Origin of the sequence: Piscinibacter sp. HJYY11, from assembly GCF_016735515.1 — a bacterium.
Classification (GTDB): Bacteria; Pseudomonadota; Gammaproteobacteria; order Burkholderiales; family Burkholderiaceae_C; genus Rhizobacter.
The window spans coordinates 3623527-3647661 of sequence record NZ_JAERQZ010000001.1 but is presented as its reverse complement, the minus strand read 5'-3'; the positions used below and the strand labels follow the sequence as shown (position 1 = coordinate 3647661).

Below are 24135 nucleotides of genomic sequence, written 5' to 3'. Positions count from 1 at the left end.
GTTAGCAAGACGTACAGCAAAGGCTGTAGCAAAACACAGACATCGGCTTGATCCTTCCCGCATGGGAAAGGCAACGAAGGAGCTGTCCGCGCGAGAGGTCTTTGCGAGAAACCTACGCCGGGCGCGGCGCTTGAAGGACCTGTCCCAGGAGCAGCTAGGGCTCGAGGCGGGCCTAAGTCGAGCCTATGTGAGCAGCATTGAGCTCGGCGAGCGCAACGTCTCCGTCGACAACATGGGGCTCTTGGCCAACGCGCTCAACGTACCCCTTCGAGATCTCGTCGATCCGGACAAATTCAGAGGCCTGGACTGATCCCCCAGGCGAGGTAACGCCGGGGTCCGCGGCGTTTGACTGAGGCGCGCAGCTTTCCGTTTCAATGGCAAATCCCGGAAATACGCCGGAAGGAACACACGGACCGGGCCAGAGCAATGACTTCGGCAGCCTCGCTGCGCTCGGAAAGCTCCAGGTAGTAATGGCCGCGGCTTACCGAGGCGCGCACCACTTCGCCTGACACCCATTCGCTTTCGGCGAATGTCCGCGCGATGCGCGTGGCAACGCCGTTCAGCAGGCGTGACAAAGGTACTCCTTTGCCGGTCTCGCCAATCTCTTTAGGCGACGTCGTTGCGGGCAGTGCATCGGCAAACCACGCTGCAAACGGTTCAAATGGTTTGCCCTCGGGCACGTACCAGTTGGACGCGGCCGGATCCCCGCGCGCCCCAGGGCTTTGACCTGGTTCTTTTCCTTGAAGTTGGTGGTGAGATAAATACGTTCGCCAGCGCCGCAACGTACCGGGGCTCGCGGCTAAGGCCGAGACTTCGTCTGCGCCCTTGGGCGACAGCAGTGTTCTGTCACTTCGACAAAGCAGACACAACACCAATCCACGGCATGTCGCCTAGTAGGCACCTTTCCCGCTGTACTTCTCGTGGGGCTGGTCAAGTCTGTAGACCGGATCCAGCGCTTGCATCGCCTTCTTCCAATTCGACTGACCAGTCGGGCGCTTCGCCGCCGCACAGGAGACTACTTCGGCGCCGACCGAAACCGGGTGTAGCGCGGCCTTGTCTTTTGGCGCATCGCTCATGTCCGGCGGCCTAGCGTCGGCTGTCGGATGCAGCAGGACCTTGTTATGCAGCTTGTAGTCCAGAAACTGTTGGACCAGCCCTGGGTTGGTCACAGGCGCGGGAGCCTTCGGCCGACCCCGACGCTTCACATGTGAATCGGAGAACGCATCCTGCATTGTGTGAAGGGTAGACCCGAGCGCGAGCTGCTGAACGTATCGTGCGTCCGCGTTGTAGATCCCCGTGAAGAAAAAATCGACTGTCCAGTCCTTGGAACCGACATATCCAGGAAAAACCGTCCTGAACTGCTCCTGAGCCTCCTTTGAATCGAGGTAGCCTGGGACTTCTGAGAATCGCGCGGTGCTCGGAATGACACCTTCCGCCACCTTGAACGCGAATTCAAGCCAGACCAGGATTCTCAGTCGGGTCGTCACCGTCCTTTCGCCTGACATGCTGGCCTTCTGACCGGATGAAGCCATCGAGTGCATGAAGGCAAAGTAGTGCAGGTGGGATGAGTAGGCCAGGTTGTTGCCCCAGCTCGACCGGCCTACGACGATCCACTGGGGCATGATGAAGTAGGTGTCTCCACGAGCGAGCATGTGGCACGGATCGTCGGGCCAGCGGGAGCCGGTTTTTACGGGATCTTCATCTGCGAAAGCCGCCTTGCGAATGTCATTGTTTAAACAGCGGCAGAACCTTGAGCCTTTGGTGTACCGGCAGCAAGCCAAGATGGTTCGCTGCGGCTTTTCCGGCTTCTTCCAGAAGGCTTCGATGCTCTTGTCATCTGCCGAACAGCTGGTCGAATGCTCCTTAGCGCGCTGAATCGACAGCGCGGTCATGGTTTCATGGACAGGATCCCCAAAGCTGGCCTGTGCATAGGCGTTGCCCTGTTCCTCGTTATCGAACGAGCAACTCGATGGCCGCGAGCTCGTTGGCGGCACCGTCGCATCAACCTTGAACGCAAGTGCCGAGTGCTGAAGTAGCAGGGCGATCATGAAGCCGACAACCGTTGCACATGTCTTCACTGTACGCATCGCCTCCCCCCGTGGACCCGACACACCGTGCGCTTGAGTAGCAGGCGCACCTCACTGCTGCGATTGCTGCCCCAGAACCTTGGTCGCAGTTTCCAGCTCTTCGACTGCCCTGAGACGTCTTTCGACCCATTGTTTGACGGCGGTTGTGATCACAGCATCAACATCGCTGGCAGCCTTTTCGCGCAGCGCAGTGGCATCGCGCAGCGACGTCTCCTTCGCAGCGACGCTCGCTCTCGCTATGACCAAGTTGGCTTGCTCCACGCCGAGGCGCTGCACGTGCTCCTGGTGACCGAGGACGGCTTGCTCGGCGTCTTTGCGTAGACCGTCGATCTTCTCGGCCGACTCTTCAGCCGCAATCGCCCTTTTGACGGCTTCCGCACTCGAGATCACCTTGGCTGCGCTCGACTCCTGTGCAGTTTGTGCGTCCTGAACCTTCGGAAGCAACGCCTGAACCTTCTGCTGTTCCTGCTTCAGTTCCTGCTCTTGCGCGACGACCAACGCAATGTCCTGGAGCACGGCACCCCGCAGTGCCTTGCGGTACTGCTCAAGGCACCTCAGAGCATCGATCAGAACATCGGACTGCGCTTTGTCAGCTGGAGCGGTTTGTGTTGCGTCAACGACCTTCGTCCAAGCCTTCTCCTGCGCTGTCATCACCGCGATGAGCGCCTCTGGCGTACGAGGAGCCAGCGTCGCCGTCCACCTCTCAATGATCGACTGCTTGTAGTGACCCACCTTCAGCGCTGAAGACAGGTCTTGCAAGTGTTCCTTGGTGCGTTTGCTGTAACGGGTCTGATAGGAACCGAGTGCACCGCTTCGGACCGTGATGCCGGCGCCCCCTTCGTTCTTGACCGTTTTATCAAGTTCGGCTTGCCAAGTGGTCCGTTGTGTCGCTGTCGCGTCCTTGTCGTTGTCCAGCTTGTTGCGAAGTTCATCGGCACGCAGGAGATTAGTGTTCATCCGCCCGCCCATGTTGTACAGCGCGAGGTTCTTCGCTGCATTGATCATTGCGCTGGGATCGGCCCCCATTCCTTTTACGTACCAGTTGCCGATGTCGTCTTTGGCGACGACGTAGTTAGTCAGGCCACCAGCATTCAGACGCACACGATTGATGTTCTGCCAAAAGACCTTGTCCAGGTCTTCTCTTGTCTTCGAGAGCGGCTTTTCCCTGTTCGAGCGGATCAGCGACTGAATGGTGTCGTTCAGCATGTTCGACCACTGTACGGAGGGGTTCTCCTGTGCAAACGTAGCTGCCAAGGAAGAGCGCAGATACGCGCTGCTCGGCCGCACGTACACCATGTCTGATCGTTGCTTTCGCGCTTGGACGAGAGCCTCAGCGTAGTTCCTTGCATCTGGATTCGACTCACCTCCAGAGGCGACTGCATCCAAGTAGCTGTACCGGAGATACGCAATGTAGTTTTCGAGCACATCTAGCGCGTCAGCCGGCGGTCCACCAGCACCGGTGAACGTTGTATTGGGCGGAAGCGCCACCACTACGCTCAAGGCAGCGTCGAGTTCTGGTAGCCGCCTGCCCGCTGACTTTTCCGCCTCCTGTTTCCTCTTAAGCGCAACGACGAACTCTTCTCTCACGATCTTCGGATCCGGCTCGCCGCGCTTGGCGACCGCCTTGATCACCTCTTCGCGAAGCGATTTCAGCAACGTCCTCAGTTCCGCAAATGCGACCGACGTCAACCGCTCGACCTGGACATCTCCTTGCGCTCTGGATGCACCGACCGCGGTCTTGGCAATGGCTTGGAGCTGGTCGTAGCTTGCTGCGACGTCCTCGCTACGCGCCTCGGCGACCATTCGCAGCTTCTTCCAAGCCTCATCCCGGGCGACATCAGCTGGGTCGTCGAGCGCTGGCAGTGCAGTGACACCTCGTTGAAGAGAGGCGGCCAGCACATAGTCGAGCTTGGCGGCCAGCACGGCAGCATCGAGGTCCGCGTCAACCTTGAGGCGGTCCGCAGCCCATTTGTCGATCGCAGCACGCGCCTGTGCAACGGTTGACTTGCCCGAAGGTGTCCCTCGACGCACTAAGGCATGGAATGCCTCAAGCTCCCTTGGTTGGCAGTTCAAGAGCGAGGCAAGCTTGGTGACGGCATCTCGATCGGCAGCGGGGGATGGCGCGAGTACAAGCCGGGTCAAGAGGGCGTCGATCATCGCGCGGCGTCGAATCGCCAGACCTTCATCGAGAGACTTGCGCTGATTGGCATCGAGCTTCGGTGCGGACAAGGTCGTCGCCGACCCAAGTTGGCTGAGTGGCTGCAACCAGGACTCGGTCATCCGGCGAAGATCGTCGACCATCAACTCGACGGTGGGCCTGCGCACCATCATGGCCGCCTCGTGCTCAGCAGCCCGAAGCTTCAGTTGATTCGCTCGGTGCCGGTCCTCCCGCCGGAGTTCGTCCGCCTGAACCATGATGGTGTTGCTCACAGTTTCAAGCAGCGTCTTGAGACGCTCAGCCTCTGGAGTGCTCTCGCTCTCTTCAGGATCCGAGAGCACCCACTGGTTGTTGGTAAAGAACTGAACACGACCGGCAAAGTCAACCAGCAGAAGTTCGAGTGCCACTCGGGGCTCGATGGATCGCCTTTCTTCGTCCTGATCCCGGCTCCAGAACCGTCTTAGAGAGTTGCTGAGCAACAAGGAGGTGCTCGGGTCCAACTTTGGTGCTGAGGCCGGATTCACCGCCGCCACCGATGCTGCCTTCGCAAGACTCTCGATCCCCTCACGCGGTCGGCCGCCGAAACCAGCAGCTTGTGAATCTGCCGGAAGCAGACAGTCTCCTTCTTCGACTGAGAGAGCTACCGTCGAAGGAGCAACAGGAGCAATTGTTGCGGGAGGGGATCCCGTTGTTGTGGCAGAGGCCCCTGCGGCAGGAGCGGAGGCGCCCACGGCTGGGAGAGCTGGTGCCGCGGGTCGACAGATGTCCAGGTAGAACGTCAGGATCCCATTGAGATGCCGTGCGCGACGAAGTCTTGCGTCGGTGTGCTTGACCCCTTGCATGCTGGCGATCGCGCTCCATGCCGATGCAGGGATGTACTTGGCGCGGTCGAGGTACGTCTGGGTCCAAGACTTTTGATCGGTGAGATCATCGAGCAGTCTATTTCGGTACTCGATGATCAGAGGCTTTGCGCCGAGCGCCATAGAGGCGAGCTGTTGCGCCTGTGTTGATTGCAGGTTCGCCAGCGGGCCCTTGTACACGTCGACATCGACCTGCAGGCCAGCGCACCCCCAAAGAGCGCAGGCCGCTCCAAGAGCAAGAGCTTTTGTGATCCTCATGGCTCGCTCTCCCTCACCAAAGCACGCAGGCGAAGCTTCTCGTCTCCGAGGGACGCGAGCAGGTCAACTATCCCTTTGTCAAAGCCAACCGTTGATTCGCCGGCACGCACCTTGGCGACGGTTCCCAGCGCACTGCTGAAAGCTTGGTCGACAGTTTCTGGGCTGCTGCCCATCACGATCACCAGACGGTGATTGCGGGGAGCCTCCCGAAAGCCTTCAGGGCCAAACATGACCAAACCGCGGCCGTTTGCGATACCCGTGACGCCTCCACCGTCATTCTTGACGTCGAGGCGCCCATCCTTCGGATTGATTTCAATCGCGCCGGTCAGTGCGTCCACCACTTCCGCGGGCACCCAGCTTGACGCAAACCGAACATTGCTCAATAGGCTGGACTGCCCGCGTACGCGGATTCTGTATACGGCTGGTGGAACCTGGCCCTGTGGATCAAAGCTACCAAGGTAATAGGTCTGCTCGAGGTCGGCGTTGGGCGTCATCGATGCGGCCACCAGGCCGACCGCCCCTGCGACTTGGTTGCGTTGCATCACTGTGAGAGCGCCGCAGCCAGTCAGCCCGCTGGATACCAGTGCAGCTATAACGGCGCAAAACGATTGTCTTGCTCGCCCAGCTGGGACATAAGGCATTGCGTCCTCCCTAGCGCTGTTTTAGGTATACCGCGCACATAACGAGGTATAGCAGCGCTACCGCAGCTGAGCTTCGTTCAAGTTAGGGATGAAGCGCTGGTCTCACGTGGAGACGCGGAGCTGTCAGGTGCCAGCCACTTAGCTTCCAGGGATCCAATGCGGACCATTTCTAGACGTTCGGCAGCGCATATTCCGAACTAGTGCCAATCATTCTGAAATAAATAGGTTTCAATCAATCTCGCCCGGCCGAGGCGGCGACCCACCACCGACCAGCGCCGCCGCCGTGGCCGAGTGGTGCGGGCTCTGGAATCGACGGACCCGCCACCGCTCGGGTGAGAACCCGTGGTACAGGCTCAGCACTGCGGCCGACTCCAGCGCCTCGTCCTGTGTGAGGGGCGGCAGCAGGCCAGCGAAGCGCTGGGCCAGCATCGACTTGCCCGTGCCGGGCGGCCCCATCATCAGCAGGCTATGGCCGCCGGCCGCGGCCACTTCGAGCGCACGCTTGGCGCCGGACTGCCCCTTGACGTCGCGCAGGTCGGGCACCGCCGCACCCACGGGCACCGCGTTCGCCTGCGCCCGCTTCAGCTCGGCGCGTTCAGAAGGCTCGCCGGGGCGCAGCGCCTGTACCACCTCGAGCAGGTGCGCCGCGCCATAGATCGGCAGGCCCTCCACCAGTGCCGCCTCCTGCGCGCTGCCTTGTGGCAACACCAGCGCGCGGGCCGCCGCCCCGACGCTGCGCTTGAGCGCGAGCCCCATCGCCAGCGCGCCCCGCACCGGGCGCAACTCGCCCGACAAGGACAACTCGCCCGCGAACTCGTAGCGCCCCAGCAGCGCCGCATCGACCTGGCCGCTGGCGGCCAGGATGCCGAGCGCAATGGGAAGGTCGAAGCGGCCAGTTTCCTTCGGCAGGTCGGCGGGGGCTAGATTGACGGTGATGCGCTTGTTGAACGGAAACTCGAGTCCGCTGTTCTGCAGCGCGGCGCGCACCCGCTCCCGCGCCTCCTTCACTTCGGTGTCCGCGAGGCCCACCAAGGTGAAGCTCGGCAGCCCGTTGGCCAGATGGACCTCGACCGTGACCTCGGGCGCCGCCAGTCCGTCGAGCGCGCGGCTGTGAATCACCGCCAGTGACATGCATTTCTCCCTGCGTGGCGGCTGCGCCGCCTTGTTTTGATGCGGACGCATTGTCCGCAGGCACCAAGCGCCGGCCATCCCGCAAAGGTCGGATCTGCACCGCCATCGTGCCAAACCGACCCGCAGAACCGCTTTTGGCACCGAACTGGAGCGAAACAGAGAGGGCCAATCCGCTTTTGGGGCGAGACGCCCCAAAACGACCATGGCACAAAAGCTGCAAACCGTGGCTCCGCCCCCAAACCCACTCTGAACGCGGAGAACACTACATGCTCAAAAAGTCGTTGCTGGTTCTGGCCACCCTGGGCTCGGCTCTGCCTGCCGTTTCCTTTGCCCAAGACGCCAGCCCGCTCAGCTTCAACCTCGGCGCGGTCACCGACTACCGCTACCGCGGCATCTCCCAGACGCGTTTCGAGCCGGCCCTGCAGTTCGGCGCCGACCTGGCGCTGCCCGCCGGCTTCTACATCGGCACCTGGGGCTCGACCATCAAGTGGATCCGCGACTCGGGCGGTGACTCCACCGTCGAGATCGACGTCTACGCCGGCTGGAAGAAGGAAGTGGTGTCGGGCCTGACGCTCGACGTCGGCGTGCTGCAGTACATCTACCCGGACGCCGAGACCCCGGCCTGGAGCAGCGTCTACGACGATCCCAACACCACCGAGGTGTATGGCGCCGTCACCTACGGCCCGGCCACGCTGAAGTACTCGCACTCGACGAGCAACCTCTTCGGCAACCGCGACAGCAAGGGCAGCGGCTACCTCGACCTCAGCGCCACCTTCAGCCTGCCCGAGGGCTTCAGCCTGACCCCGCACGTCGGCTACCAGAAGGTCAAGGGCTACACCAGCACGCTCTCGTACACCGACTACTCGCTGACGCTCAGCAAGGACATCTCGGGCACCGTGGTGAGCCTCTCCTTCGTCGGCACCAACACCAAGACCGTCCCGGCCAACATCAACGGCCATGCCTACTACGACCCGAGTGGCGCCAACCTCGGCAAGGACGGCGTGTTCTTCGGCATCAAGCGAACCTTCTAACCCACCCGTAACCACTGGAGAGAACCATGAAGATGGTGACTGCCATCGTCAAGCCCTTCAAGCTTGACGAAGTGCGTGAAGCCCTCAGCGCCATCGGCGTGCAAGGCATCACGGTGACCGAAGTCAAGGGCTTCGGCCGTCAGAAAGGCCACACCGAGCTGTACCGCGGCGCGGAGTACGTGGTGGACTTTCTGCCCAAGGTGAAGATCGAGGCGGCCGTCGACGACGCGCTGATCGACCGCGTGATCGAAGCCATCGAGAACGCTGCACGCACCGGCAAGATCGGCGACGGGAAGATCTTTGTCTCGCCGCTGGAGCAAGTGGTGCGCATCCGCACCGGCGAGACGGGCAAGGACGCCCTCTGACGCACAAGACGAACGAGAGACAACCCACCATGAAGAAACTCATTGCAACCCTCGCCCTGGGCCTCGCGGTCCTGGGCTTCAGCGGGGCCGTGATGGCCCAGGCGGCTTCGGCCCCTGAGGCGGCTGCCTCGGCGGCAGCCGTCGCTGCACCTGCTGCGGCTTCGGCCGCCGAAGCCGCTTCGGCACCCGCCGCGGCGGCCCCCGTCGCCAACAAGGGCGACGTGGCCTGGATGATCGTCGCCACCCTGCTCGTCATCATGATGACGGTGCCCGGCCTCGCGCTGTTCTACGGCGGCCTGGTGCGCAGCAAGAACATGCTGTCGGTGCTGATGCAGGTGCTCGTCACCTTCTCGCTGATCGTCGTGCTGTGGTGCATCTACGGCTACAGCCTGGCGTTCACCGAAGGCAACGCGTACATCGGCGGCTTCGACCGGCTGTTCATGAAGGGGCTGTTCGACTCGAGCGCCGGCACCTTCGCGATGGCGGCCACCTTCAGCAAGGGCGTCTACATCCCCGAGCTGCTGTTCGCGGCCTTCCAGGCCACCTTCGCCGGCATCACCTGCTGCCTGATCATCGGCGCCTTCGCCGAGCGCATCAAGTTCAGCGCCGTGCTGCTGTTCATGGTGCTCTGGTTCACCTTCAGCTACGCACCGATCGCCCACATGGTCTGGTTCTGGATGGGCCCGGACGCCTACGCCAGCAAGGAAGTGGCTGACGCGATGACCGCCAAGGCCGGCCTGATCTGGCAGTGGGGCGCGCTCGACTTCGCCGGCGGCACCGTGGTGCACATCAACGCCGCCGTCGCCGGTCTGGTGGGTGCCTTCATGATCGGCAAGCGCGTGGGCTACGGCAAGGAAGCCTTCACCCCGCACTCGCTGACGCTGACCATGGTCGGTGCCTCGCTGCTGTGGGTGGGCTGGTTCGGCTTCAACGCCGGCTCCGCGCTCGAAGCAGGCAACAGCGCCGTGCTGGCCTTCATGAACACCTTCTCGGCCACGGCCGCGGCGGTGCTCGCCTGGTCGATCGGTGAAGCGCTGATGCGCGGCAAGGCCTCGATGCTGGGTGCCGCTTCCGGCGCCGTGGCTGGCCTGGTGGCCATCACCCCGGCTGCCGGCAACGTCGGCCTGATGGGCGCGATCGTGATCGGCTTCGTCGCCGGCTTCGCCTGCCTGTGGGGCGTCAACGGCCTGAAGAAGCTGCTCGGCGCGGATGACTCGCTCGACGTGTTCGGCGTGCACGGTGTCGGCGGCATCGTCGGCGCCATCCTGACCGGCGTGTTCAACACGCAGGCCCTGGGTGGCCCCGGCCTGGTCGGCGACTGGGTCACGGCCTCGGTCATCTCCAACCCGATCGGCACCCAGGTCTGGATCCAGCTGAAGGCTGTGCTCCTGACCATCGTGTGGTCGGGCGTGGTCTCGGTGATCGCCTTCAAGATCGTCGACCTGGTGATCGGTCTGCGCGTGCCGGAAGAAGAGGAACGCGAAGGCCTGGACATCACGTCGCACGGCGAAACCGCATACCACCAGTAAGCAGGCACTTGCTGCCAACTGAAAGGCCACCGCATGGTGGCCTTTTTTCATGGTGCGCCGTTTGCTCGTGCTTCCGGTGCGGTGCTTGTGGACGCCGCATCGCACCCCATCTGCCTAGAATTCCAAGCACTCCACCCTGTCTTTCTTCGGGCCCCTGCCATGGTTCCTCACCTCATCACCGCACTCACCGGCCCGATCAACGAACTCGAGCAGCGCATCCTCGAATCGCTGCCGGCCATCGAGCGCTGGTTCCGGCTGGAGTGGATGGAGCACACGCCGCCCTTCTACACCTCGGTCGACGTGCGCAATGCGGGCTTCAAGCTCGCGCCGGTCGACACCAACCTCTTCCCCGGCGGCTTCAACAACCTCACGCAGGAAATGCTGCCGCTGGCCGTGCAGGCCGCGATGGCCGCCATCGAGAAGATCTGCCCCGAGGCGAAGAACCTGCTGCTGATCCCCGAGCGTCACACGCGCAACACCTTCTATCTCTCGAACGTCGCGCGCCTGAAGCAGATCTTTCACCAGGCCGGACTCAACGTGCGCCTGGGCACGCTCGACGAGACCATCAAGTCGCCCACCCAGCTCGACCTGCCCGACGGCAGCTCGCTGATGCTCGAGCCCTTGATCCGCACCCGCGGCCGCCTGGGGCTGAAGGACTTCGACCCCTGCACCATCCTGCTCAACAACGACCTGTCGGCCGGCATCCCGAAGGTGCTGGAAGGCCTGCACGAGCAGTACCTGCTGCCGCCGCTGCACGCCGGCTGGGCAGTGCGCCGCAAGACCAACCACTTCCAGGCCTATGAAGAGGTGGCCAAGAAGTTCGCCAAGCTGCTGGGCATGGACCCGTGGCTCATCAACCCGATGTTCGCCAAGTGCGGCGAGGTCAATTTCACCGACGGCACCGGCCAGGACTGCCTGATGAGCAATGCCGAGGCGCTGCTCGGCAAGGTGCGCCGCAAGTACAAGGAATACGGCATCCAGGAGAAGCCCTTCATCATCGTGAAGGCCGACGCCGGCACCTACGGCATGGGCATCATGACCGTGCGGGACCCCAAGGACCTGATCGACCTCAACCGCAAGACGCGCAACAAGATGAGCGTCATCAAGGACGGCCAGGAGGTGAGCGAGGTCATCCTGCAGGAAGGCGTGCCCACCTACGAGCGTGTGCACGATGCCGTGGCCGAGCCGGTGGTCTACATGATCGACCGCTACGTGGTCGGCGGCTTCTACCGCGTGAACGCCGAGCGCGGCATCGACGAGAACCTCAACTCCCCAGGGGCGAGCTTCGTGCCGCTGGCCTTTGCCGAGTCGAACCAGCTGCCCAAGCCCGGCGTCAAGCCCGGAGCGAGCGCCCCGAACCGCTTCTACATGTATGGCGTGATCGCCCGGCTGGCCATGCTCGCGGCCTCGTACGAACTCGAGGCCACCGACCCGGACGCGGAAGTCTACGAGTAAGTTGCTGCATTGCAACATCGTTCACGCCGGGCGAAACCGGCCGGCGTGACGGCCCCGGGCCGCGGAGCACAATATGCCCCCTTCGTGACTCCACCACGCCCAGCCCGCGGCCTGGTCGAACGTGAACCCTCAGCGCCCTACCTCCGGCCTCGCCGCCCTCACGCTCGCCGCCATCGGTGTCGTCTACGGCGACATCGGCACCAGCCCGCTCTACGCGATCAAGGAAGTGTTCGCCCATGGGCGGGTGCCTCTGACACCGGACAACATCTACGGCGTGTTGTCGATGATGTTCTGGACGATCACCGTCGTGGTGTCGCTCAAGTACGTGGGCCTCATCCTGCGGGCCGACAACAACGGCGAAGGCGGCCTGATCGCGATGCTCGCGCTGGCCTCGCGGGCGGTGCACGGCCGGCGGCGCCTGCACCGGGTGCTGATGATCATCGGCATCTTCGGCACCTCGGTCTTCTTTGGCGACGGGGTCATCACCCCGGCCATCACCGTGCTCAGCGCGATGGAGGGCCTGGAAGTCGCGGCCCCGGGCCTGCACAGCTTCATCGTGCCGGCATCGCTCGCGGTGCTGACGGTGCTGTTCTTCGTGCAACGCCATGGCACCGGCCTCATGGGCAAGCTCTTCGGCCCGGTGATGGTGACCTGGTTCCTCGTCCTGGGACTGATGGGCCTGCCGCACATCGTCGCCAATCCGACGATCCTCACCGCGCTCAGCCCGACCTTCGCCCTGAGCTTCGCGCTCAACCACCCGGGCGTCACCTTCGTCGCGCTCGGCGCGGTGGTGCTCTGCGTGACCGGCGTCGAAGCGCTGTATGCCGACATGGGCCACTTCGGGAAGAAGCCCATCCGCCTGGCATGGTTCGGCCTGGCGATGCCCACGCTGCTGCTGAACTATTTCGGCCAGGGCGCGATGCTCCTCGCCCAACCGCAGAACGTGAAGAACCCGTTCTACGAAATGGCGCCCACCTGGGCGGTGTACCCATTGATCGGGCTGGCCACCTGCGCCGCGGTGATCGCCTCGCAGGCCCTCATCACCGCCGCCTTCTCCATCACCAAGCAGGCCATCCAGCTCGGCTACCTGCCCCGCCTGCGCGTGCTGCACACCTCGGTGAAGGAAACGGGCCAGGTCTACGTGCCCTTCATCAACTGGAGCCTGTACGTCGCCATCGTGCTGGCGGTGGTGATGTTCGGCAGCAGCAGCCGGCTCGCCGGAGCCTACGGCATCGCCGTCACCATCGACATGCTCATCACCACGCTGATGACCTTCTTCGTCATCCGCTACGCCTGGAACTACCCCTGGGCGGTGTGCGTCGCCGCGACCGGGTTCTTCTTCCTGGTCGACCTGCTGCTCTTTGCAGCCACCTCCCGCAAGCTGCTCGATGGCGGCTGGTTCCCGGTGGTCATCGGCGCCGCGATGTTCACCCTGATGACGACCTGGAAGCAGGGCCGTGCGCTGATGCGTGAGCGCCTGCGTGACGACGCGATCGACCTCAAGAGCTTCCTCGAGGCCGTGTTCGTGAGCCCGCCGACGCGGGTGGCCGGCACGGCCGTGTTCCTGGTGCCGGAAGCCGGCGTGACGCCGAACGCACTGCTGCACAACCTGAAGCACAACAAGGTGCTGCACGAGACCAACCTCTTCGTGACGGTGACGCACCACGAGATCCCGTGGATCGGCTTTGACAAGCGTTGCGAGATCATGCCGCTGGGCCGAGACTGCTGGCAGGTCACGCTCAACTTCGGCTTCAAGAACGACCCCGACGTGCCGGAGGCGCTGGCCTTGCTGCGCCACCGCGGCGTGCAGCTGGACGACATGGAGACCTCGTACTTCCTGTCGCGCGACATCGTGATCCCGACCTTCGGCCAGGGCATGACGATGTGGCGCGAGAAGCTCTTCGCGAGCATGCACCACAACGCGAGTGGTGCCTCTGAATACCTGAGCCTGCCCACCAACCGAGTCGTCGAGCTCGGCTCGAAGGTGGAAATCTAGCGTCGCGGCTATCCTGCCGCGATGCGCTCCCTGCTTCGCGACAGCTCCGTCTCCACGCTCGCCGCCGGCTTCATCGCCGTGCTCGTCGGCTACACCAGCTCGGTGGCCATCGTCTTCCAGGCGGCACGCTCGCTGGGGGCCGATGCCGCGCAGATCAGCTCCTGGATGTGGGCGCTCGGCATCGGCATGGGCCTGTGCACCCTGGTGCCGGCGCTGTGGCTTCGAAAGCCCGTGCTGGTGGCCTGGTCGACACCGGGTGCCGCGGTGCTTGCGACGGCGGGTGCGGCGGGTGGCTTCACGATGCCCGAGGCGATCGGCGCCTTCATGGTGTCGGCGGCCCTGATCGTTCTCTTCGGCGCAACGGGCTGGTTCGAGAAGCTGATGGACCGCATTCCGATGCCGATCGCCAACGCGCTGCTGGCCGGCGTGCTGGCCCGCTTCGGGCTCGATGCGTTCATCGCCGCAAAGTCGATGTTCGGCCTCGTGATGGCGATGCTGCTGGCCTACCTCATCGGCCGACGGGCATGGCCGCGCTATGCGGTGCCGGTCGTGCTGGCGGTCGGCACGCTGTGGGCCGCGATGCACGGGCTGCTGCATCCGGAAGGCATCCACGTCGGGTTGACCATGCCGGTGTTCACTGCGCCAGTCTTCCACTGGCAGGCCATGGTGAGCCTCGCCTTGCCGCTCTTCGTCGTGACCATGGCCTCGCAGAACCTGCCGGGCGTGGCGGCCATCCGCGCGGCCGGCTACTCGATGCGGATCTCGCGACTCATCACGATGACCGGTGCGGCGACGCTCGTGCTCGCGCCCTTCGGTGCCTTTGCGATCAACCTCGCGGCCATCACGGCCGCCATCTGCATGGGCCGCGAAGCGCATGAAGACCCGGACCGCCGTTATGCGGCTGCCGCGACCGCCGGTGTGCTGTACATCCTCGTGGGCTTGTTCGGCGCCGCCGTGGCGGGTGTGCTGCTCGCGTTTCCGAAGGAGCTGGTGGCTGCGATCGCCGGGCTCGCGCTGCTGGGCAGCATCGGCGGCGGCCTGGCCGGCGCGATGAAGGACGACACGCACCGCGAAGCCGCGCTCATCACCTTCCTCGTCACCTTGAGCGGCCTCTCGCTGTGGGGCATCGGCTCCGCCTTCTGGGGCGTGGTCGCCGGCGCGCTCGCGCTTTTTGTGCAACAGTGGCGGCCCCGATCCACTGCCTGAGATTCACCCCATGAAGCTGTTGTTCGTGGCCGACCCGCTGGAGAGCTTCAAGACCTACAAGGACTCGACCTTCGCGATGATGCGCGAAGCCGCCTCGCGCGGCCACGAGCTCTGGGCCTGCGAAGCGAAAGACCTGGTGTGGCAACGGGGCGGCAAGGTCAGCGCACAGGCCCGCCGCTTCACGCTGACGGGCGAGGTCGATGCGTGGTTCAACCCCGACGCGCGTACCGGCATCACGCTCGCCGACATGGGCGCGGTGCTGATGCGCAGCGACCCGCCGTTCGATAGCGAATACTTCTATGCCACGCACCTGCTCGAACAGGCCGAACGCGAAGGCGCCAAGGTGTTCAACAAGCCTGCCGCGCTGCGCAACCACCCCGAGAAGCTCGCGATCCTCGAGTTCCCGCAGTTCATCGGCCCGACGCTCGTCACGCGCCACGCCGCCGAGATCCGTGCCTTTCACGCCGCGCACCAGGACATCATCCTGAAGCCGCTCGACGGCATGGGCGGCATGGGCATCTTCCGCGTGGGCCCCGATGGCCTGAACCTCGGCAGCATCATCGAGACGCTCAACAAGCACGGTGCGCAGACGGTGATGGTGCAGCGCTACCTGCCCGAAATCGTGCAGGGCGACAAGCGCATCCTCATCATCGACGGCGAGCCGATCCCGCATGCGCTGGCACGCATCCCGCAGGGCAGCGAAATCCGCGGCAACATGGCCGTGGGTGGCAAGGGCGTGGCGCAGCCACTCTCGGCGCGCGACCGCGAGATCGCCACCACCATCGGCCGCATCCTCGCGGCGCGGGGGTTGCTGCTCGTGGGGCTCGACGTGATCGGCGACTGCGTCACCGAGATCAACGTGACCAGCCCCACCGGCTTCCAGGAAGTGACGCAGCAGACCGGCTTCGACGTCGCCAGGACGTTCATCGATGCGCTGGAGCGCCACATCGACTGACAGGCCGGGCCTTTCGGGCGGGGCGACAATGCGGGTTTTGCTCCGCATGCCATGGCCGTCCTCTCCCTTTCCAACGCCGACCTCGCCTATGGCCACGTGGCCCTGCTCGACAAGGCCGCGTTCTCGCTCGAAGCCGGCGAGCGCCTCGGCCTGATCGGCCGCAACGGCGCGGGCAAGTCCTCGCTGCTCAAGATCATCGCGGGGCTGGAGAAGCCCGACGACGGCCTGCTCCAGATGACGCAGGGCCTGCGCATCTGCTACGTGCCGCAGGAGCCGGTGTTCGACGCGCAGGCGAGCGTGTTCGACACGGTCAGCGTTGGCGTGGCCGAAGCGAAGGCCGTGCGCCAGCAGTACGAGGAACACGCCGAAGGCGTGGACCTCGACGCGCTGCAGACGCGCATCGAAGCGCTCGACGCGTGGAACTGGGAGCAGCGTGTCGACACCACGCTCGCGCAGCTGCACCTCGACGGCACGCGGGTCGTCGGCGAACTCTCGGGGGGCATGAAGAAACGCGTGGCGCTCGCGCAGGCGCTCGTGGCCGTGCCCGACGTGCTGCTGCTCGACGAGCCCACCAACCACCTCGACCTCGACTCCATCGCCTGGCTGGAAGAGCTGCTCACCGGCTTCAAGGGCAGCGTGATGCTGATCACCCACGACCGCGCGTTCCTCGACAACGTCTCCACGCGCATCCTCGAGCTCGACCGGGGTGTCATCCGCAGCTACCCCGGCAACTTCAGCGCCTACGAGCGCACGAAGGAAGAGCAGCTCACGGCCGAGGCGCTCGCCAATGCACGCGCCGACAAGCTGCTGGCGCAGGAAGAGGTGTGGATCCGCAAGGGCGTGGAAGCGCGCCGCACGCGCAGCGTGGCGCGCATCGAGCGTCTGAAGGTGCTGCGCGACCAGCGCCAGAAGCGCCGCGATTCGCTGGGCCAGGTGAAGCTGGAGATCGACTCCGGCGTGCCGAGCGGCAAGATCGTGGCGGAGCTGAAGGACGTGTCGGTGCGCTTCGGCGAGAAGGTGATCGTCAAGGACTTCAGCGCGACGATCCTGCGCGGCGACAAGGTCGGCCTCATCGGCCCCAATGGCGCCGGCAAGACCACGCTGCTCAAGCTCATCCTCGGCGAGCTGAAGCCCGACAGCGGCCACGTGCGCCAGGGCTCGCGCATCGAGGTCGCCTACTTCGACCAGATGCGCAGCACGCTCAAGCTCGACGCGACGCTCGCCGACACCATCAGCCCCGGCAGCGAGTGGGTCGAGGTGAACGGCCAGCGCAAGCACGTGATGAGCTACCTCACCGATTTCCTCTTCTCGCCCGAGCGCGCGAACTCGCCGGTGCGCACGCTCTCGGGCGGCGAGCGCAACCGCCTGCTCCTGGCACGCCTCTTCGCGCTGCCGGCCAACGTGCTGGTGCTCGACGAGCCCACCAACGACCTCGACATCGACACGCTGGAGCTGCTCGAAGAGCTGCTGCAAAGCTACAACGGCACCGTCTTCCTGGTGAGCCACGACCGGCGTTTCCTCGACAACGTGGTGACCAGCACCATCGCCTGGGAAGGCGACGAGTCGCCGGGCCTGTGGCGCGAGTACGAGGGCGGCTACGAAGACTGGAAGACGCAGCAGGGCCGCGCCCGCAGCTTGCGTGACGACAAGCCGGCAAAGCCCGCAGCGCCCGTCGCTGCCACGCCAGCACCTGCACCGGCGCCGAAGAAGGCCAAGCTCAGCTACAAGGAACAGCGCGAGCTCGACGGCCTGCCTGCTCGCATCGAGGCGCTCGAAGTCGAGCAGAAGATGCTCGGCGAGCAGCTGAGCGGCACCGCCATCTACAGCGGCGACCCGCAGGTGCTCGCGCAGACCCAGGCCCGCTTCGCGCAGATAGAAACAGAACTGATGGAAGCCCTCGAGCGCTGGGAAGCGCTCGGCTCGCGATAGGCCTCAGCGGCCGAGGGCGCCGAAGAAGGATTCACCGAAGCCTGTGGGGCGCGTGCGGCTGACGATCAGGCCCGACTGCAGGTAGAGCGCGTTCAGCAGCCGCGAGGCGCGCTCGCTGTCGAAGCCAGGCCAGTCGGCCATCTCGCGCAGGGTGTAGCGGTCGCCCTGCAGCTTCTGGATGGCAGCAGGCAACGCGCCCGCGACACGAAGCCCCGACAGATCGACACCCGGCGCCACTCGGTAGGCGACCTGGCCGGCGATCTCGGGCAGCAAGGCACCCCGCGCACCGCGCAGCGCCAGCTCCCACAGGAGCGGGCGCAGCGGGTGGTAGTGCTGCCCTTCGCCGACGAGCGAGGCCTCGGCATCGCCGGGTGCGCGCAGCACGGCGGGCTCGACGTGCAGCACGCGCAGCTCGGTGGGCCGCTGGAGCAGCAGCGCATCGATCGAGACCGGGCAATGCACCAGCCGGTCGACCGCGAAGACGGTGAGCGGCACCACCGACTCGCCCATCTGCAGGTGCACCACCACATGCTGCGCATGGCGCACGCAGGCGGCCAGCACCTCCAGCACCTCGGAGGCCTGGCCCGAGTGCTCGAAGCGCATCAGGTCGGCCAGCAGCGATTGGCTGAGGCTGGGCTGGCCCGGCGTCAGCTCGGTGACGACACGCGCGCGCGGGCCACCCGGCGCGTGCAGGTAGCGCAGGAAGTCGCTCGCCCGCATCAACTCGGGCTCGCCAAAAGGAATGGTCGGTTCGAACAGGCTCATGAACAGTACGAATGTAGGCGACGGCCCTGCACGGAGGCAATCATGGCGGGCCGCGCAGCGCATCGCGTGTGCGCTCGAGCGCCTGCCAGAAACGGGCGTCCTGGGTGGTCGCGAAGTTGATGCGCATCAGGGTGGTCGGGCGAGGGGTGGCGTGGAAAAGGGACCCAGGCGCCAGCAGCCATCCCTGGTCGACCATCGCGTGCGACAGACGCTCAGTGTCCACCCCCACGTCGACCCAGCCGAAAAGACCCCTCGGCGGGCTGGCAAACCGGCAGCTGGCCGATTCCGCCAGCCGCACCGAGCGGGCACGGGCGGCGTCGAGCCGCTGTGCCACACGCTCGGCATGCCGGCGCAGCAGGCCTTGCTCGAGGCAATGGGCGAGCGCCTGCTCGGTGACCCCGGGGCTCGTGAGGCTGGTGAGCAGCTTGGTGTCGACCAGCCGGTCGACGAGGGCTGGCGGAGCGGCAAGAAAGCCCACGCGCCAGTTGGGGACGAGGATCTTGGAGAAGCCGGAGATGTAGACCGTGCGCTCCAGGCCGTCGAGCGCCGACAGGCGCGGCAGGTGGGGGGGCGCGAGGTGGGCGTAGGTGTCGTCCTCCACGATGTGCAGATCGTGGGCCTGGGCGAGCCGCAGCAGGCGGTGGGCGGTGCCGAGGGAGAGCGACGCGCCGGTCGGGTTGTGCAGCACCGAGACGGTGATGTACAGGCGTGGCCGTTCCTGCGGGGGCTGGGCCTCGATCAGCCGCTCCATCACGGCGAGATCGGGGCCGTCTTCACCGCGAGGCACCGGCAGCATGCGCAGGCCGAGGGCCGCGAGCCGGGCGTATTCGACCGACCAGCCGGGCTCGTCGACCAGCACCGTGTCGCCGGCCCGCAGCAGGCTGCGGGTGACGATGTCGAGCGCCTGCGTGGCGCCGATGGTGGTGACGATCTGCTCGGGGCGCGCCTTGACGCCGAAGTCCTCCAGCCGCATCGACAGCGCGCGGCGCAGGCGCAGGTCACCCGCCGGCTCGCCGTATTGCAGCGACAGCGGCCCGAGCTGCGCCGGCGCGCTGACGCGACGCAGGGCGGCGCTGAGCATCGGGAGGTCCAGCCACTCGACCGGGAGCGTGCCCAAACCCGGCATCGGCTGGCTGCCGGGCGGCTGGAACATGCTGCGCACGAGCGTGGTCGCGCTGACCGGCGCGGCCAGGCGCGGCGCGGGGCTCGGCGGGCGGGCCTGCGCGGGCTCGGGCTCGCGGCGCTGGTCGCGCACGAAGAAGCCCCGCTGCTTGCGCGCCTCGACCAGGCCCTGCGCCAGCAGCTGGTCATAGGCGGCCACCACCGTGTAGGCGCTGACGCCGTGGCGCCGGGCGCACTCGCGCACCGAGGGCAGGCGCGCGCCAGGCGCCATCAGCCGCTGGCGGATCTGCTCGGCGAAGCGGCTCGACAGCTGGTCGGTGAGCGTGGCGTCGGACTGGCGTGACAGCGGCTGGAGCGGGGTCATGGCGGCGCGCGTGTGCTGGAAAAGCAACCGGTACAGAGGATGAAATGTGCCGGCCAAGTGTATTGGCGCTGTGCTGGTCGTCAACCCTAGACTGGCCGAATGAACCCACAAACCAAGGGCCTCTGGCTGGGGCTGGCCGGCGTCACCCTCTTCGCGATGACCACGCCGATGACGCGGCTGGCCGTCGGCCCGGCCGAGGACCCGCAGCTGCCGCCGCTCTTCGTGACCGCCGGGCGTGCGGCACTCGCCGGGCTGCTGAGCCTGGTCTATCTGCTGTTCACGCGCGCACCGGTGCCGCAGGCCCGGCACCTGCCCGCGCTGCTGGTGAGCGCGGCCGGCACGGTGATCGGTTTTCCGCTCTTTCTCGGCCTCGCCCTGCGCGAGGTGGATGCGATGCACGCCGCCGTGGTCACCGGCCTGCTGCCGCTCGGCACCGCGGTCGTGGCCTCGGTCGTGCTGCGGCAGCGGCCGTCCAACGGCTTCTGGGCCTGCGCGGTGCTGGGCTTCGTGCTGGTGGCCGCGTTTGCGATGCTCGCAGGCGGAGCGCTCACGGCGGCCGATGGGCTCCTGATGCTGGCAGTGCTCAGCGCCGCGGTGGGGTATGTGAGCGGCGCGCATCTCGCCCGCGAATGGTCGGCCGAACACGTGATCTGCTGGGTGCTCGTGCTGAGCATGCCGCTCACCTGGCCGCTCGCGTGGCACTCCTGGCCGAGCCAGCCGGCGAACGTGTCGGCCTGGGTCGGCTTCGGCTACGTCACCCTGTTCTCCATGTGGATCGGCTTCTTCGCCTGGTACCGCGCGCTGGCGCTCGGCGGCACCGTGCGGGTCAGCCAGGTGCAGCTGGTGCAGCCCTTCCTCTCGCTGCTCTTCGCCGTGCCGATCCTCGGCGAGCGGCTCGACGCGATGACCCTCTTCTTTTCACTTGCGGTGATCGCCACCGTCTTCGTCGGCAAGAAAATGCCGGTGAACCTGCCGGCCGCCGAAGCCCGCTGAAGGACCCGAGACCATGACGACAGAAACCCCCTGGACCCTCGCGCGCCGCGCCGAGCGCATGAACCCGTCGGTGATCCGCGAGATCCTCAAGGTGACCGAGCAGCCCGGCATCATCTCGCTGGCCGGCGGCCTGCCCTCGCCCGACACCTTCCCCATCGAGGCGATGCGCGAGGCCACGCAGCGCGTGCTGCGCGATCACCCGCGCGAGGCCCTGCAATACGCGGCGAGCGAAGGTTTTGCGCCATTGCGTGAGTGGGTGGCGATCGAAATGACCGAGCAGGGCCTGCGCGTCGACCCGTCGCAGGTGCTCATCACCACCGGCTCGCAGCAGGGACTCGACCTCGTGGGCAAGGTGCTGATCGACCCGGGTTGCACGGTGGCGGTGGAGTCGCCCACGTACCTCGGCGCGCTGCAGGCCTTCAACCCCTTCGAGCCGGACTACGTGGCGCTCGATTGCGACGACGACGGACCGCGTGTGGAGGGGCTCGCGGCGGCGCGCGGTGCACGCTTCCTCTACGCCTTGCCGAACTTCCAGAACCCGAGCGGCCGCTGCATCGGCGCTGCGCGACGCGACCAGCTCATGCACACCGCGCGCACCATGGGCCTGCCGGTGGTGGAAGACAACCCCTACGGTGACCTCTGGTACGACGGTGCACCGCCTGCGCCGCTCGCGTCGCGCTGGGCCGAGGGCACGGTCTACCTGGGATCGTTCTCCAAGGTGCTGGCGCCGGGCTTGCGCCTGGGCTATGTGATCGCGCCCGCGCCGCTCTTCCCCAAACTGCTGCAGGCCAAGCAGGCCGCCGACCTCCACACGCCGGGCTTCAACCAGCGCGTGGTGCACGAGGTGATCCGCGGCGGCTTCCTGCACCAGCACGTGCCGACGATCCGCACGCGCTACAAGGTGCAGCGCGACGCGATGGCCGCGTCGCTCAAGGCGCACCTGCCAGCAGCCTGCCGCTGGAACACGCCGCAGGGCGGCATGTTCTTCTGGGTCGAGCTGCCCGAGGGCGTGGATGCGACGGCGCTGCTGCCGAAGGCGGTGGCCCTCGGCATGGCCTATGTGCCCGGCGCCGCCTTCTTCGCCGACCACGCGCGCGCCAACACGCTGCGCCTGTCGTTCGTCACCGTGTCGCCGGAGCAGATCGACCGCGGCATCCGCCTGCTGGCGCAAGCCCTGGAAACCCATTCACGATGAGCAGCTTCAAGTTCACCCAGGTCGACGTCTTCACCGACCAGCCCCTCAAGGGCAATCCGCTTGCGGTGGTGCAGGATGCCGATGCGCTGAGCGATGCGCAGATGCAGGCCTTTGCGCACTGGACCAACCTGTCGGAGACGACCTTCCTGTTGCAGCCCACCGACCCGGCTGCCGACTACCGCGTGCGCATCTTCACACCCAACGGCGAGCTGCCGTTTGCGGGCCATCCGACACTCGGCAGCTGCCATGCGTGGCTGCAGGCGGGCGGTGTGCCGCGTGTGCGCGGCATGGTGGTGCAGCAGTGCGGTGTGGGGCTGGTGCGCATCCGCCAGAGCGAGACCGGCGCCGCCTTTGCAGCGCCCGCACTGAAGATGGAGCCGGTGGACGACGAGACCCTCGACAAGGTGCTCAGCGCCCTCGGCCTGGCCCGCGAGCGGGTGCAGGCCTCCCAATGGCTGCAGAACGGACCCCGCTGGCTCACGCTGCAGGTGGACAGCGCCGAGACGGTGCTGTCGCTGGAGCCCGACCACAACGCCCTCAAGGACCTGGCCGAGGTCGGTGTGGTGGGGCCGTACCCGGAGGGCAGCCCGTGCCAGTTCGAGCTGCGTGCTTTCGCCTCGGTGATCGGCGTGCCGGAAGACCCGGTGACGGGCAGCCTGAACGCCGGCGTGGCGCAGTGGCTGATCGAGCGCGGCGTGGCGCCTAGGCGCTACACCGCGTCACAGGGCCAGTGCCTCGGCCGCGCCGGCCGGGTGCAGATCGAGCACGATGGCCGCACCCTGTGGGTGGGTGGTCAGAGCGTGAGCTGCATCCGCGGCGAGCTGACGCTCTGATCGCCGCTCAGGCCTTGCGGCGACGCAGGCGCCAGGCGGCGGCCATGCGCTCCCAGGCCTCGGCGGCCTCTGGGTCCTGCTCGCGCACCAGGGCGCGGTAGCGGCGCCAGACCACGAACAGGCTCGACAGCAGCAGCGCCGCAGCCGTGGCCGCCAGCACGATGAGCGCCCGCGACGGCTTGGACTTGCGGTCCGGCGGCTGCGCCACGTCGACCTGCTGCAGCACCGGGCCTTCCTTGGCCTCGTCGAGCTTGGCCGCTTCGTACTGGCGCAGCATGCTCGCCAGCATGGTCTCCTGGAACTTCACCTCGCGGGCGGCGCGCACGTAGTCGATGGCCGCGGCCGGCAGCTTGCCGATGGGGATGTCGATGCCACCGGCTCCGGACGCGGCCTTCGCGCTCGGCGGCACCGACGACTCCATGCGAGCCAGTTCGCTGCGCAAGGCGGCCAGCTCCGAACTCAGCAGCTGCACATCGGGGTTCTGCGCCGTGGTGCTGGTGCGCATCACCTTCAGGCGCACCTCGCGCTCGATGATCTTGGTCTTGAGCTCGGCCACCGCCTTGATGATGGCCTCGGCCTGCTGGTCGAGCACGATCATCCCGGACTTCTCCTGCACGCCGCGCAAGGCCTGTTCGGCTTTGACGAGGTTTTCCTTGGTGTCCTTCAGCTGTTGGTCGAAGAAGACACGGCGCTGCTGGGCCTCGGAGACGGCCAGGCGACTGAGGAGCTTGGTCAGCTCGGCGGCATAGGCATTGGCCAACTCAGCTGCGAACTTCGGGTCCTCGTCATCGACTTCGAGGGTGATGACGCCGGACTTCTTGTCCGAAGACACGCGCACGTACTTGGGGAGCGTGCGACGCATCACTTCATAGGTCTCGACCTCGTAACGCTTGTAGAGATCGAAACGCGTGGCGAGCACCCGCTGGACGCTGTCGCTCTTGAGCAGATTCACGTACAGCTCATCAGGCGTCTTCGCCGCGATGCCACCGGCGAGCCCACCGAGTGAGCCCAATGCCGCCAGCGCGGCAGCCGAGGTACTTTGCTGTTGCGATGACGGGGGCAGCAAGGTGGTGCGCGCGGTGAAGATGGGCGCCTTCAAAAGGGCGAACACCAGCGCGCCGGCAATGGCCGCCCCTGTGACCACACCGATGGTCCGCTTTCCCTCGCCCAGCCAGGTCAGCAGATCCAGCAGACTCACGGCGGGCCCGTCATCGAGCTCATCTTCCTGTTGCAACACGTGCGGATCGACTTGGTTCATCACA

Annotated in this window: 19 protein-coding genes and 1 pseudogene; 12 read left to right on the top strand and 8 right to left on the bottom strand. The window is 65.8% G+C overall.

Features of this window, described 5'->3' with window-relative positions; genetic code table 11:
• Window positions 1-61: 61 nt before the first annotated feature.
• Window positions 62-310: a helix-turn-helix transcriptional regulator gene (locus JI745_RS16955; RefSeq protein WP_201809524.1), complete on the top strand. Its 249-nt coding sequence runs from the start codon at window positions 62-64 to the stop codon at window positions 308-310.
• A gap of 61 nt (window positions 311-371) precedes the next feature.
• Here the strand turns inward: JI745_RS16955 and JI745_RS16950 are convergent, their stop codons facing one another.
• The 5 genes and pseudogenes from JI745_RS16950 to JI745_RS16930 form a co-directional block, all read right to left on the bottom strand.
• Window positions 372-680, bottom strand: a complete 309-nt coding sequence (locus tag JI745_RS16950) for an exodeoxyribonuclease VII large subunit (RefSeq protein ID WP_236675023.1) — start codon at window positions 678-680, stop codon at window positions 372-374.
• Window positions 681-890: 210 nt separating this feature from the next.
• Window positions 891-2048: a hypothetical protein gene (locus tag JI745_RS16945; protein WP_201809518.1), complete on the bottom strand. Its 1158-nt coding sequence runs from the start codon at window positions 2046-2048 to the stop codon at window positions 891-893.
• A 90-nt stretch (window positions 2049-2138) separates the two neighbouring features.
• Window positions 2139-5363, bottom strand: coding sequence for a hypothetical protein (locus JI745_RS16940; protein ID WP_201809515.1), 3225 nt, complete (start codon window positions 5361-5363; stop codon window positions 2139-2141).
• Window positions 5360-5905 carry a hypothetical protein gene (locus JI745_RS16935; protein ID WP_201809512.1) on the bottom strand — a complete coding sequence of 182 codons (546 nt, stop codon included), beginning with the start codon at window positions 5903-5905 and terminating at the stop codon, window positions 5360-5362. The genes JI745_RS16940 and JI745_RS16935 overlap by 4 nt, the downstream gene beginning before the upstream one ends.
• Window positions 5906-6238: 333 nt before the next feature.
• Window positions 6239-7135 (bottom strand): annotated as a pseudogene (locus tag JI745_RS16930) (YifB family Mg chelatase-like AAA ATPase); the annotation flags it as partial.
• A gap of 266 nt (window positions 7136-7401) precedes the next feature.
• Between JI745_RS16930 and JI745_RS16925 the strand changes: the two are divergent.
• The 8 genes from JI745_RS16925 to JI745_RS16890 all read left to right on the top strand — a co-directional run bounded on the left by JI745_RS16925 (window position 7402) and on the right by JI745_RS16890 (window position 17601).
• The gene (locus JI745_RS16925) at window positions 7402-8166 is read left to right on the top strand and encodes a TorF family putative porin (protein WP_201809508.1); all 765 of its coding nucleotides are present in this window, start codon (window positions 7402-7404) and stop codon (window positions 8164-8166) included.
• A gap of 26 nt (window positions 8167-8192) precedes the next feature.
• Window positions 8193-8531, top strand: a complete 339-nt coding sequence (glnK, locus tag JI745_RS16920) for a P-II family nitrogen regulator (RefSeq protein ID WP_201809505.1) — start codon at window positions 8193-8195, stop codon at window positions 8529-8531.
• A gap of 29 nt (window positions 8532-8560) precedes the next feature.
• On the top strand, window positions 8561-10060 hold the full coding sequence (locus JI745_RS16915) for an ammonium transporter (RefSeq protein WP_201809488.1): 1500 nt from the start codon (window positions 8561-8563) through the stop codon (window positions 10058-10060).
• A gap of 159 nt (window positions 10061-10219) precedes the next feature.
• A complete protein-coding gene (gene gshA / locus JI745_RS16910; protein WP_201809486.1) occupies window positions 10220-11515 on the top strand; it encodes a glutamate--cysteine ligase in 1296 nt (431 codons plus the stop codon).
• Between the two features lie 121 nt (window positions 11516-11636).
• Window positions 11637-13511, top strand: coding sequence for a potassium transporter Kup (locus tag JI745_RS16905; protein ID WP_201809484.1), 1875 nt, complete (start codon window positions 11637-11639; stop codon window positions 13509-13511).
• Between the two features lie 21 nt (window positions 13512-13532).
• A complete protein-coding gene (locus tag JI745_RS16900; protein WP_201809482.1) occupies window positions 13533-14717 on the top strand; it encodes a benzoate/H(+) symporter BenE family transporter in 1185 nt (394 codons plus the stop codon).
• Between the two features lie 10 nt (window positions 14718-14727).
• The gene (gshB, locus tag JI745_RS16895) at window positions 14728-15672 is read left to right on the top strand and encodes a glutathione synthase (protein WP_201809471.1); all 945 of its coding nucleotides are present in this window, start codon (window positions 14728-14730) and stop codon (window positions 15670-15672) included.
• Between the two features lie 51 nt (window positions 15673-15723).
• Window positions 15724-17601, top strand: a complete 1878-nt coding sequence (locus JI745_RS16890; RefSeq protein ID WP_201809451.1) for an ATP-binding cassette domain-containing protein — start codon at window positions 15724-15726, stop codon at window positions 17599-17601.
• 3 nt (window positions 17602-17604) lie between these two features.
• Here JI745_RS16890 and JI745_RS16885 read toward each other — a convergent pair whose 3' ends face one another.
• Both JI745_RS16885 and JI745_RS16880 read right to left on the bottom strand, forming a co-directional pair.
• On the bottom strand, window positions 17605-18366 hold the full coding sequence (locus JI745_RS16885; RefSeq protein ID WP_236675022.1) for a hypothetical protein: 762 nt from the start codon (window positions 18364-18366) through the stop codon (window positions 17605-17607).
• A 40-nt stretch (window positions 18367-18406) separates the two neighbouring features.
• The gene (locus tag JI745_RS16880; RefSeq protein WP_201809439.1) at window positions 18407-19852 is read right to left on the bottom strand and encodes a PLP-dependent aminotransferase family protein; all 1446 of its coding nucleotides are present in this window, start codon (window positions 19850-19852) and stop codon (window positions 18407-18409) included.
• A gap of 99 nt (window positions 19853-19951) precedes the next feature.
• Here JI745_RS16880 and JI745_RS16875 point away from each other — a divergent pair, with 99 nt between their 5' ends.
• The 3 genes from JI745_RS16875 to JI745_RS16865 are packed head-to-tail and all read left to right on the top strand — an operon-like array spanning window position 19952 to window position 22873.
• On the top strand, window positions 19952-20845 hold the full coding sequence (locus JI745_RS16875; protein ID WP_201809437.1) for a DMT family transporter: 894 nt from the start codon (window positions 19952-19954) through the stop codon (window positions 20843-20845).
• A gap of 13 nt (window positions 20846-20858) precedes the next feature.
• Window positions 20859-22040 carry a PLP-dependent aminotransferase family protein gene (locus tag JI745_RS16870; RefSeq protein WP_201809435.1) on the top strand — a complete coding sequence of 394 codons (1182 nt, stop codon included), beginning with the start codon at window positions 20859-20861 and terminating at the stop codon, window positions 22038-22040.
• Window positions 22037-22873: a PhzF family phenazine biosynthesis protein gene (locus JI745_RS16865; protein ID WP_201809433.1), complete on the top strand. Its 837-nt coding sequence runs from the start codon at window positions 22037-22039 to the stop codon at window positions 22871-22873. The genes JI745_RS16870 and JI745_RS16865 overlap by 4 nt, the downstream gene beginning before the upstream one ends.
• Window positions 22874-22880: 7 nt before the next feature.
• Here JI745_RS16865 and JI745_RS16860 read toward each other — a convergent pair whose 3' ends face one another.
• Window positions 22881-24131 carry a Wzz/FepE/Etk N-terminal domain-containing protein gene (locus JI745_RS16860; RefSeq protein ID WP_201809431.1) on the bottom strand — a complete coding sequence of 417 codons (1251 nt, stop codon included), beginning with the start codon at window positions 24129-24131 and terminating at the stop codon, window positions 22881-22883.
• Window positions 24132-24135: the final 4 nt, after the last annotated feature.

What these genes read in the sequence shown, in the direction of transcription:
- JI745_RS16945 (WP_201809518.1), bottom strand. Translation starts at nt 2,048, where the DNA reads ATGATCGCCCTGCTACTTCAGCACTCGGCACTTGCGTTCAAGGTTGAT.
- glnK (WP_201809505.1), top strand. Translation starts at nt 8,193, where the DNA reads ATGAAGATGGTGACTGCCATCGTCAAGCCCTTCAAGCTTGACGAAGTG.
- JI745_RS16955 (WP_201809524.1), top strand. Translation starts at nt 62, where the DNA reads ATGGGAAAGGCAACGAAGGAGCTGTCCGCGCGAGAGGTCTTTGCGAGA.
- JI745_RS16865 (WP_201809433.1), top strand. Translation starts at nt 22,037, where the DNA reads ATGAGCAGCTTCAAGTTCACCCAGGTCGACGTCTTCACCGACCAGCCC.
- JI745_RS16875 (WP_201809437.1), top strand. Translation starts at nt 19,952, where the DNA reads ATGAACCCACAAACCAAGGGCCTCTGGCTGGGGCTGGCCGGCGTCACC.
- JI745_RS16915 (WP_201809488.1), top strand. Translation starts at nt 8,561, where the DNA reads ATGAAGAAACTCATTGCAACCCTCGCCCTGGGCCTCGCGGTCCTGGGC.
- JI745_RS16885 (WP_236675022.1), bottom strand. Translation starts at nt 18,366, where the DNA reads ATGAGCCTGTTCGAACCGACCATTCCTTTTGGCGAGCCCGAGTTGATG.
- gshB (WP_201809471.1), top strand. Translation starts at nt 14,728, where the DNA reads ATGAAGCTGTTGTTCGTGGCCGACCCGCTGGAGAGCTTCAAGACCTAC.
- gshA (WP_201809486.1), top strand. Translation starts at nt 10,220, where the DNA reads ATGGTTCCTCACCTCATCACCGCACTCACCGGCCCGATCAACGAACTC.
- JI745_RS16940 (WP_201809515.1), bottom strand. Translation starts at nt 5,363, where the DNA reads ATGAGGATCACAAAAGCTCTTGCTCTTGGAGCGGCCTGCGCTCTTTGG.
- JI745_RS16860 (WP_201809431.1), bottom strand. Translation starts at nt 24,131, where the DNA reads ATGAACCAAGTCGATCCGCACGTGTTGCAACAGGAAGATGAGCTCGAT.
- JI745_RS16900 (WP_201809482.1), top strand. Translation starts at nt 13,533, where the DNA reads ATGCGCTCCCTGCTTCGCGACAGCTCCGTCTCCACGCTCGCCGCCGGC.
- JI745_RS16925 (WP_201809508.1), top strand. Translation starts at nt 7,402, where the DNA reads ATGCTCAAAAAGTCGTTGCTGGTTCTGGCCACCCTGGGCTCGGCTCTG.
- JI745_RS16870 (WP_201809435.1), top strand. Translation starts at nt 20,859, where the DNA reads ATGACGACAGAAACCCCCTGGACCCTCGCGCGCCGCGCCGAGCGCATG.
- JI745_RS16890 (WP_201809451.1), top strand. Translation starts at nt 15,724, where the DNA reads ATGGCCGTCCTCTCCCTTTCCAACGCCGACCTCGCCTATGGCCACGTG.
- JI745_RS16935 (WP_201809512.1), bottom strand. Translation starts at nt 5,905, where the DNA reads ATGCAACGCAACCAAGTCGCAGGGGCGGTCGGCCTGGTGGCCGCATCG.
- JI745_RS16880 (WP_201809439.1), bottom strand. Translation starts at nt 19,852, where the DNA reads ATGACCCCGCTCCAGCCGCTGTCACGCCAGTCCGACGCCACGCTCACC.